Annotated in this window: 9 protein-coding genes; 8 read left to right on the top strand and 1 reads right to left on the bottom strand. The window is 53.8% G+C overall.

Translation table 11 applies throughout. From position 1 onward, the window contains the following. Nucleotides 1-100: 100 nt before the first annotated feature. Complete coding sequence (locus CAG18_RS23045; protein WP_085721638.1) at nucleotides 101-556, bottom strand: transposase; 456 nt, start codon at nucleotides 554-556, stop codon at nucleotides 101-103. A gap of 493 nt (nucleotides 557-1,049) precedes the next feature. On the opposite strand from CAG18_RS23045, the gene ihfB reads away from it, so the two are divergent. The 8 genes from ihfB (at nucleotide 1,050) to CAG18_RS23005 (ending at nucleotide 9,213) form a co-directional block, all read left to right on the top strand. Beyond that, entirely contained in the window at nucleotides 1,050-1,349 is a 300-nt protein-coding gene (ihfB, locus tag CAG18_RS23040; RefSeq protein ID WP_013971456.1) for an integration host factor subunit beta, read from the top strand. Between the two features lie 19 nt (nucleotides 1,350-1,368). Further along, a complete protein-coding gene (locus CAG18_RS23035) occupies nucleotides 1,369-1,632 on the top strand; it encodes a lipopolysaccharide assembly protein LapA domain-containing protein (protein ID WP_016715026.1) in 264 nt (87 codons plus the stop codon). A gap of 102 nt (nucleotides 1,633-1,734) precedes the next feature. Next, nucleotides 1,735-3,165 carry an MBL fold metallo-hydrolase RNA specificity domain-containing protein gene (locus tag CAG18_RS23030; RefSeq protein ID WP_085721637.1) on the top strand — a complete coding sequence of 477 codons (1,431 nt, stop codon included), beginning with the start codon at nucleotides 1,735-1,737 and terminating at the stop codon, nucleotides 3,163-3,165. A 248-nt stretch (nucleotides 3,166-3,413) separates the two neighbouring features. Continuing rightward, nucleotides 3,414-4,463, top strand: coding sequence for an LPS O-antigen chain length determinant protein WzzB (locus CAG18_RS23025; RefSeq protein ID WP_085721636.1), 1,050 nt, complete (start codon nucleotides 3,414-3,416; stop codon nucleotides 4,461-4,463). A gap of 103 nt (nucleotides 4,464-4,566) precedes the next feature. Further along, a complete protein-coding gene (locus CAG18_RS23020; RefSeq protein WP_085721635.1) occupies nucleotides 4,567-5,784 on the top strand; it encodes a glycosyltransferase family 2 protein in 1,218 nt (405 codons plus the stop codon). 14 nt (nucleotides 5,785-5,798) lie between these two features. Continuing rightward, entirely contained in the window at nucleotides 5,799-7,283 is a 1,485-nt protein-coding gene (locus CAG18_RS23015) for a lipopolysaccharide biosynthesis protein (RefSeq protein ID WP_085721634.1), read from the top strand. A gap of 38 nt (nucleotides 7,284-7,321) precedes the next feature. Next, the gene (locus CAG18_RS23010; RefSeq protein ID WP_085721633.1) at nucleotides 7,322-8,179 is read left to right on the top strand and encodes an SDR family oxidoreductase; all 858 of its coding nucleotides are present in this window, start codon (nucleotides 7,322-7,324) and stop codon (nucleotides 8,177-8,179) included. Between the two features lie 20 nt (nucleotides 8,180-8,199). Further along, complete coding sequence (locus CAG18_RS23005; protein ID WP_085721632.1) at nucleotides 8,200-9,213, top strand: polysaccharide biosynthesis protein; 1,014 nt, start codon at nucleotides 8,200-8,202, stop codon at nucleotides 9,211-9,213. The last annotated feature ends 22 nt before the right edge of the window (nucleotides 9,214-9,235 follow it).

Below are 9,235 nucleotides of genomic sequence, written 5' to 3'. Positions count from 1 at the left end.
GTATGTATCTCATCACGCTATTGTTATGGCGGTTGACGTTAGTTAGACAGGAGCAAACAATACACAGGCAAACCCTCCCCTTCTCATCGCCCCCACTCCCTCAAAGCCAAACCGCATCCCAATGCGGGTAATCGCCGGCCCTGTTAACCAGCCCCGCCCGAATCGGATTGGCCACGATATATCTGGCTACCTTGATAATATCCTCGTCCCGGCGCAAGGCCCTGTCGTAATAACCTGCTTGCCAGATCGGCGACGCCTTCGCTCCGGCCTTGTGCAATGCTCTGCTGGACTGGCACTTGAACCGTTGCATCAGTGTGCCAAGCGTCGTGTTTTTCAATTCGAGCATCCAATGCACGTGGTCTGGCATCACTACCCACGCTAGAGAATGACAGTGCTGTCTCTGTTCTGCGTGGCGCATGTTGTGGATAGCCAGGCGGGCATAGTGGAAGTTTTGAAACAAAGGTCGGCGTTGATGGGTAACGGTTGTCAGCAGGTAAAGCCTGCCTGGTACCGAGCATCGTGCATGGCGAAGCCGGTGGCCGTGGGGTTTGAGCATTGTGTTCATCCTTGAGCACGGGCGTATGGTCGTAGCGTAGTTGCGTTGGGCGGATGCTGGTGGGGATTAAGGTTGCAGCATGTAAGTGGATGGCGCGAGGTTTGTGGTGTGTGGTAGGTCGAGCGCCGCGCGCGCGGCGCATCGCGAGCTGCGCTCGCTCCTACGTTTGCCTCGGGCCGGTAACGCCTGGTTTGTTCCACGCGATATCGAGACATGCGCCAAGGCGTTTGCGCGCAATCCCCCAGGAATGACTGGTCCGAAACAAACGTAGGAGCGAGCGCAGCTCGCGATGCGCCGCGCGGGCGGCGTTCGATCTCCGCGTCACCGCACCCCCCTGGCCGCACGCCTCCAGCCCCCGCCAGCTAGACCATTCCTGTAAAACTTCAATCTTGAATTTTTTTATTAAGTCAAGAACCACCCTGTTCAAATCCCTCCCAGCGTGCTACAAACTGGTTAAGCAATGATCTAGCTGCTTGATAACGAAGGGAAAAATATGACGAAGTCGGAGCTGATCGAACGTATTGTCACCCATCAGGGGCTGCTCTCGTCCAAGGACGTGGAGCTTGCCATCAAGACCATGCTTGAGCAGATGTCACAATGCCTTGCCACCGGCGATCGCATCGAGATTCGCGGTTTTGGCAGCTTCTCGCTGCACTATCGCGCCCCTCGCGTTGGCCGCAACCCGAAGACCGGCCAGTCGGTCAGCCTCGAAGGCAAGTTCGTGCCGCACTTCAAGCCCGGCAAAGAGTTGCGCGACCGGGTCAATGAAGAAGAGCATGAGGCCCACACCTGATTCCACAAGGAGCAATCTGATGCGTAACCTCAAGCGCGCCCTGGCGGCGGTGTTCGTGCTGCTGTTGGCGGCTGTGGTGCTGTTCTTCGTGCTGGAGAATCAGCAGACCGTCTCGTTGGTCCTGTTCGGTTGGGCCGCCCCGGCCATGCCTGTCGCCGTGCTGGTTCTGGCCGCCCTGGTCATTGGCCTGGCGGTCGGTCCGCTGCTGGGTGCGTACGGCGTGCAGCGCAGCAAGCGCAAGATCAGGGCTTCTGCCCGCCAGGCAGCATTGAGCGGTAACTAAGGGTATTTCCTACATCCTTTTAGGAAAGTCTCACCTATGCCAGCGCCGGCCGTCATGGAGTAATAACGCACTTCATTTTCGGCCCAGGCGAGTGTGCGCAGCATGGAATATCCCGTCCTTTTCCATCATGGTGGCACTCGCGGCGTCACTGGCTCCTGCCATCAACTGCACCTCGACCTGTCCACCAGCCTGCTGATCGACTGCGGCCTGGAGCAGGGCGCCGAGGCAGCGCCAGGCGCAGCATCGGCGCCGCTCGGTTTTGATGTGCACGGCATCCAGGCCCTGGTCATCACCCATGTGCATCTCGACCACGTTGGCCGCATCCCGGCACTGCTGGCTGCCGGCTACCGTGGCCCCATCCTGTGCAGCGAGCCGTCCGCCCGGCTGCTGCCACTGGTGCTGGAGGACGCCTACAAGCTGAGCATCAGCAGCGAGCCCGCCCAGGTGGCAAGGTACCTGGAGTTCATCCGCGACCTGATCGTGCCTCTGCCTTTCGAGCAGTGGCACACCCTGGTCGAGCAACCAGGGCTCAACTGCCAAATTCGCCTGCAGCGCGCCGGGCATCTGCTGGGTTCGGCCTATGTCGAATGCGATGTGCAGCGCGCGAACGCCAGCACCCGCTACGTGTTCTCCGGCGACCTCGGCGCCTGTGGCAACCCCTTGCTGCGCCCAGTGCAACCCCCGGAACGGGCCGATGTACTGGTACTGGAAAGCACCTACGGCGACCGCCTGCACCCGCCGGCAGGCGACCGTCAGCAGCGACTGGAAGCGGCCATCGACCGCGCTCTGGCTGACCAGGGCACGCTGCTCATACCGGCTTTCAGCCTCGGCCGCACCCAGGAGTTGCTGTACGAGCTCGAAAGCATTCTTCATCGCAAGGCCTTGCTGAACAAGGCCGGCCCGGCCCCTGATGGCGACCCCCTCGACTGGTCGCAGTTGCCTATCATCCTCGACTCACCCTTGGCCCAACGCATTACCGGCGTGTATCGCGAGTTGCATGACTATTGGAGTGCCGAGGCCCGGGCGCGCCTTGCCGAAGGGCGCGACCCGCTGGGTTTCAGCCAGCTGATCAGCGTGGACACCCACGCCCGCCACCAGCAGGTGGTCAATTACCTGAAGAGCACCGGTCGGCCGGCGATCGTGATTGCCGGCAATGGCATGTGCTCGGGCGGGCGTATTGTCAATTACCTCAAGGCCATGCTGGGGGACCCACGGCACGAGGTGATGTTTGTCGGTTACCAGGCCAAGGGCACGCCGGGCGCGGTGATACAGGCGAGTGAAGGGGCGGAAGGGTTTGTGCAGATTGATCTGGATGGGCGGATGTATGAGGTGCGGCTGAAGGTGATGACGTTGAGCGGGTATTCGGGGCATGCGGACCAAGCAGGGCTGATCCGATTCGCTTTAGGTGGTACACAGTCGGCTGTGAGCGTGCAATTGGTGCATGGGGAAGCCAGTGCGAAAGCTGCGTTGAGGCTTGCGCTAATAAGTCACGGCTTAAAAATCGGGCGCTCGGTGACTGTAAACATTGCTTGATCGACGTGCTGATCTGAGCGTTTTTCATCGGCTTGGGAACTAATCGTTTTTGTCCTCATCTCAAGTCGGATGAGTGCTGATGATGTACTCTATGCTGCTGGTAGGCAGGTGTCGGCCTGAACGTGCGTGTGTCGATTTGCTGCTGCCCTCGATTTTCTATACTGTGCCGTATGAGTGCTAAAAACGGTTGCTGTGTTTGGTATACCAAAGAGCGTTCAGATGGTCGGAATCAAGGAAAACTAAAAGAAATGCGCAATGATCGTGGGCGCCTGGTTCAAGAGCGTGAATTTGACATTTTTGATTTGCTGGAAGGGGTGTGGCGGCAGCGCTGGCTGGTGCTGGCGGTCACAGTTGTACTGACGGCGCTCTTTGCGATCTATGCGATGGTAATAACGCCAATTTACCAAGCTAAGGTCCTGCTTCAAGCGCCGCTGGAAAGCGATATTAATCAGTTGAATTTTGGACGAGGTGGGGTTGGGCTATTGGCGCCGATTTCAGCCAAAGAAGTAAACGATGATTATAAGCGAAACTTGCAGTCTGATGCCTTGCGTCAGCTGTTTTATCAGCGTGTCTATTTGCCGAGTTTAAGGGAAGATTTGCGCGAAAAGCCGCCCGTCGGGCTTTACGCCAAATTCAGTAGTCAGTTTATCGTGGTTGTAAGCGAGCCGGACGCGCGCGCGTCAGTAACGGTGTTGGCCGAGGATCCGCAGTTAGCTGCTGACTGGGCCGTGCGCTACGCCGAATTGGCGGGCGAGCAAACCAAAAAGGAATTGGCTGAGCGTGTGGCTTCAGATTTTAAAGTTGAAGCTGCTAATATTCAGCAATCCATTGATGCTGCGCGGGCCAGTGCCAAGCTTGAGCGTCAGGATCGGATCGCACAGTTGGTAGAGGCTCTGAAAATTGCCAAGTCGATTGATCTGGAAAAGCCACCGATTATTTCCAGTACGCTCACGGGTGAAGTTTCGGCTGGCATGACGGGCTCTTTGATGTATATGCGCGGTAGCAAGGCGCTGGAGTCGGAAATTCAAAACCTGCAAACGCGTTCGTCTGATGATCCGTTCGTTGACGGGCTCCGCGAACGCGAAGAGAAAGTGTCATTTTATCGGACCTTCAATAAGGTTTCAGGTGAGTTTGCTGTTTATAGGCAGGATGGTGTTGTAGAAACGCCAGACAGGCCGATCAAGCCACGGAAAGTTTTATTGGTGATCTTGGGTGTACTATTTGGCCTATTTGCTGGCTTGTTCATCGCACTTGTCCGTGAAGCATGGCACTACCGGCAGGCGCGTACGCTCAACTAAATGACAAGCTGCGGTTAAGTTGTCTGTTGCGGTGCCATGAGGTCTGCCGGTCAGTCTGGATAGGGCTACATCGCTTATCACAATTTAAAGGTCTCGATGCAAAATGAGTGAGCAATATTTAGTCACTGTGGTAGTGCCAACCCATAACCGGTCCAAGTATGCGATACCCTGCGTAAAAAGCTTGCTGGAGATACAAAGTGACCGACTTCAGGTGGTTGTGCATGATACCAGTACTGACGGATGCGAGTTGGCTGTTTGGGCGGCGACTCAGGACGATCCTCGGCTGATTTACGTCCACTGGAAAAGCCGGCTGTCCATGACTGAAAATCATGAGCGGGCTATTGCTCTGGCCGATGGTAAATATGTTTGCCTGATTGGCGATGACGACACTGTCTCGGAAAAAATTATTGAAGCGGCCGTCTACGCAGAGTCCCACAATATCGAAATGCTGACGCCGCAGGTGAAGGCGTTTTACTACTGGCCTGACTTTAGAACTAAATTCTATGGCGCTGCACATGCCGGTCGTATCTATCTGGAAAGTTTTGCCGGTAATTGCGTCAAGCATGATGTCAGTACGCGGCTGGATGAAGCTTTGCATCAAGCGTGTCAGGGCACGGATGCACTGCCCAAGCTCTACCATGGCCTTGTTAAGCGGACCCTGCTGGATGAATTGCGTGCGCGCAGCGGCCGGGTTTTCTACGGGACAAGCCCGGATATGTCGGCATCCGTGTCGCTGGCGATTATCGGTAGAAGCTACACGTTGATTGACTTTCCTTTCACAATGCCGGGTGGAGGGGGGGGTAGTAACAGTGGCCGCAGTGCAATGGGTAAACATAAAGGTGATCTGAAAAGCGACCCTCACATGAAGCCTTTCACCGATCTACAATGGCCGGCCGAATTGCCGATGTTTTTTAGCGTCGAGACGGTATGGGCGCATGCGGCCTGGGCGACGTTAGAAGGTTTGAATGACGAGGCGCGGCAAAAGCAATTCAACCTCGCGCGGTTGTACGCACTTTGCTTGTTCTATCACCGTGACTATGCCAAGGAGATATTTTCCGCACGCCGCGCGGCCCAAGAAAAGGGCAGTACTCAAGTGGGCGTTGTTCGAATGGCATCCGAGCTCATGACGGTTGTCACTAGATATGCCTTGACCCGATTCAAGCGGTTGCTCAAGCCAAATGCGAGTAATGGCCGAGAAGTCGTGGCAGTCGTTGATGACGTCTATCTTGCAAGGCAGGCGCTTGATGCGCGGCTTGCAGCCGGCTTGGTGGGGGCGCAGATTTGCGCTTCACCTACCTCTACTACTCAACGCGCTGAGTGAGTTACGGCGTGTCAATGAAGATAGCCAATCTGTCATCGCTGCTGCTTGCCAGTTTTTCCGGAAAACTGATTTACGCGTTGGCGAGTATGGTTTCTCTGCCCTTGGCGGCATATGTCCTAGGTGCGGAAGCGGTAGGGTTGGTAGGTTTTTTTACAACGCTATTAATGGTGCTGATGGTATTGGAGGGCGGGCTTACCAGTACTGTTATTCAACGTTTGGCGAGAATAAGGGGCGCCAAAAAAGAACAACGCGTTCAACGCTCAGTCTATGCGCTGGTAAATACGTACCTACTGGTATTCGCGACAATGGGCCTGGTGGCCGCTGTCGCAATAGCGTGTGCCGCGCCGCTAATTGTCACACATTGGCTCAAGCTAGCAGCCATAAGCCCGGAGGAAGCGTTGTATTGCTTGTTCTGCATGGCAATTTTCATCGGACTGAATCTTCCGGTGATGCTGCTGCAGGGAGTGTTTACAGGATGCGAACTACAGCGCTCACTCAACAAAATATACATTCCCTATTCGTTGATGCGAACCTTGGGGGTGCTGCTGCTAGTAAATGAGGTTCCCTTGATAAGCGGTGTGAAAGGGTATTTCATTGTTCAGGTTGCTGTGCAACTGGCTTATGTGTTGATGTTGCTCTTGGTGCTTCGCAGGCATGCTTTGTTGGGGCGCGCAAGGCTTCATATAAAATATGTTACGAGCGGGTTGGCATTTAGTCGCGGGGTGTTTCTTATCTCCCTGACCTCAGTGGTCACAGTGCAGTGTGATAAAATATTTATGAGCGGCGCGCTCAGCTTGGATGAGTATGCTTATTATAGTTTGGCAGCGACAGTAGCGGGCTTTCCGTACATTTTTTCTACCGCATTCAATGCAGTCTTATTCCCAAGATTTTCCAGAAATCTAAAACTAGGTGAGTCTGAGCAAATCGAAAAAGTGTTTCGTGCCGCGCTGGTCTTGTTTGTCTTGGTTATGACCATTATTTGCAGCGCGGTAATCTGGTTTGGTCAGCCCGTGCTCCTCATGATGTTCGAGCCCTTTATTGCAAATGGCATGAGTTCAGTGTTGCCGTGGCTACTGATGGGGACTGCATTGCAGTCATTGCTGATCATACCGTTTGCGCTGCAGTTGGCTGCCGGTTGGACATCGCTGTCTTTCCGCCTCAACCTCATAGCAATGCCGATCATGTTGCTGGCTTTGCCGGCGTTGGTATCGCAGTTTGGCGCCGTCGGGGGGGGGTATACATGGGGGCTTTACAATTTCTTTTCGCTCATGTGTACGGCGTATTTCACTTGCCGTCGCTTCCCTTGGCTAATCAAAGCTTATAGCGCAGGGCTTGCAGCGGGCGGGGTCGCTGCGGTCTTGGCAAACTGTGCGTTTTTTGTATGTTCGCTGTGGTTCACAGCTGGATTTGCTGTGGTCACAGTAACTTGCATCTCTTCTGCAGTGATAGGCGCTGTAGGGGTGGTAGTATTTCGCAGGCACCTTGCTGGACTCAGATGATGTGACAGTATAGGCTATCGCAATTAGGGAGAATTATAATGAAGATAATGGTGCTTGGTGCTTCCGGCATGTTAGGCAACGCAGTGTTCAGGCGTCTGGCTGCTGATCCGCGTTATGATGTCTGGGGTACAGTGCGCAGCGCGGCCGTATTCAAATATTTTTCCGCAGCTGAGCAGAGCCGTCTACTGAATGGCGTAGATGTGCTGAACCAGGATGAATTGCTGTCGCTACTAAATGAGCACCGACCTGCAGTGATCGTCAATTGCACGGGCTTGATCAAGCAGTTATCTACCGCCAATGACCCGCTCGCTGTGTTGCCTATTAATTCGTTGTTGCCACATCGCCTGCAAAAAATGGCTAGTTTAATCGATGCGCGCCTGGTTCATGTCAGTACTGATTGTGTGTATGCTGGTGATAAAGGGATGTACGTAGAGGCTGATGCGTCTGATGCGCAAGACCTTTATGGTAAATCAAAATACATTGGTGAAGTCAGCGACGCCAGTAATGCGATTACGCTCAGGACGTCAATTATAGGTCATGAGTTGACCAGTAATAAATCGCTTATAGACTGGTTTCTGTCCCAGGCAGGTGCGGTCAAAGGCTTCCGACGGGCAATTTTTTCGGGTCTGCCCACGGTAGAAATTGGTCGCATTATTGGTGACTATGTGTTGCCGAATGCCAAGTTGAATGGGCTGTACCATGTCTCCGCCGAGGCGATTGATAAGTTCTCCTTGTTGGAAAAGGTCGCAAAAATTTATGGTAAGAGCGTGAGTATCACTGCAGATGACTCGCTGGTTATTGATCGCTCATTGGACTCTTCACGTTTTCGTGAGGCCACGGGTTACGTACCGCCAAGCTGGGATGATTTGATTGCCAGTATGCGTGATTTTAAATAAAAAGTTTTTAGGGCTTAAACATGTTTAAAAATAAAGTATTGATGATCACGGGCGGTACCGGTTCGTTTGGTAATACAGTGCTGAAGCGTTTTCTTGATACGGACGTCAAGGAAATTCGTATTTTTAGCCGTGATGAAAAAAAGCAAGAGGACATGCGTATTGCCTTGGGTAACGACAAGGTAAAATTTTATATTGGAGATGTGCGTGATTACTCCAGCTTGATTCAAGCAATGGTCGGGGTTGATTACATCTTCCATGCGGCAGCGCTGAAGCAGGTACCTTCTTGCGAGTTTTTCCCCATGGAGGCTGTTAAGACTAATGTCCTAGGGACTGAGAATGTGCTCAACGCGGCCGTGGAGTGCAAGGTGAAGCGGGTTGTGGTGTTGAGTACCGATAAAGCGGTCTACCCGATCAACGCCATGGGGATTTCCAAGGCGTTGGCGGAAAAACTGGTGATTGCCAAATCTCGGATGATCCCCGCAAGTTCGCCAACAGTGATTTGCGCGACCCGCTATGGCAATGTCATGGCGTCACGTGGGTCGGTAATTCCGTTGTTCGTCAACCAATTGAAAAATGGTCAGCCGTTGACGGTGACCGATCCTAATATGACGCGCTTCCTCATGTCTTTGGAGGACTCTGTCGATTTGGTCCTGCACGCATTCGAACATTCCCAGCAAGGGGATATCTTTGTGCAGAAGGCACCTGCTTCGACGGTGGGTGACTTGGCTCTCGCTCTTCAAGAGCTGTTTGTGCTGACCACTGAAGTAAAGGTGATTGGGACGAGGCACGGTGAGAAGCTTTATGAGTCGCTCATCTCTCGTGAGGAGATGGCGAAGGCTGAGGACATGGGGCGGTACTACAGAATTCCTGCCGATAACAGAGACCTGAACTACGAGAAATATTCATCCAATGGCGAGGAAGAAGTCTCCCTGCTGGATGATTATACGTCGCATAACACCACTCTGCTGTCCATAGCCGAGATCAAGGATACGCTGTTGAAACTGGAATACATACAGCAAGCGCTCAAGGCGTAACGCCTGAGGTTTAAGAATGGCT

This window comes from Pseudomonas sp. B22(2017) (genome assembly GCF_002113105.1).
Taxonomy (GTDB): domain Bacteria; phylum Pseudomonadota; class Gammaproteobacteria; order Pseudomonadales; family Pseudomonadaceae; genus Aquipseudomonas; species Aquipseudomonas asiatica.
This window is presented reverse-complemented; position numbering and strand designations above follow the sequence as displayed.

Excerpts from the sequence above, each read along its gene's own strand:
- CAG18_RS23045 (WP_085721638.1), bottom strand. The coding sequence starts at position 556 with ATGCTCAAACCCCACGGCCACCGGCTTCGCCATGCACGATGCTCGGTA.
- ihfB (WP_013971456.1), top strand. The coding sequence starts at position 1,050 with ATGACGAAGTCGGAGCTGATCGAACGTATTGTCACCCATCAGGGGCTG.
- CAG18_RS23035 (WP_016715026.1), top strand. The coding sequence starts at position 1,369 with ATGCGTAACCTCAAGCGCGCCCTGGCGGCGGTGTTCGTGCTGCTGTTG.
- CAG18_RS23030 (WP_085721637.1), top strand. The coding sequence starts at position 1,735 with ATGGAATATCCCGTCCTTTTCCATCATGGTGGCACTCGCGGCGTCACT.
- CAG18_RS23025 (WP_085721636.1), top strand. The coding sequence starts at position 3,414 with ATGCGCAATGATCGTGGGCGCCTGGTTCAAGAGCGTGAATTTGACATT.
- CAG18_RS23020 (WP_085721635.1), top strand. The coding sequence starts at position 4,567 with ATGAGTGAGCAATATTTAGTCACTGTGGTAGTGCCAACCCATAACCGG.
- CAG18_RS23015 (WP_085721634.1), top strand. The coding sequence starts at position 5,799 with ATGAAGATAGCCAATCTGTCATCGCTGCTGCTTGCCAGTTTTTCCGGA.
- CAG18_RS23010 (WP_085721633.1), top strand. The coding sequence starts at position 7,322 with ATGAAGATAATGGTGCTTGGTGCTTCCGGCATGTTAGGCAACGCAGTG.
- CAG18_RS23005 (WP_085721632.1), top strand. The coding sequence starts at position 8,200 with ATGTTTAAAAATAAAGTATTGATGATCACGGGCGGTACCGGTTCGTTT.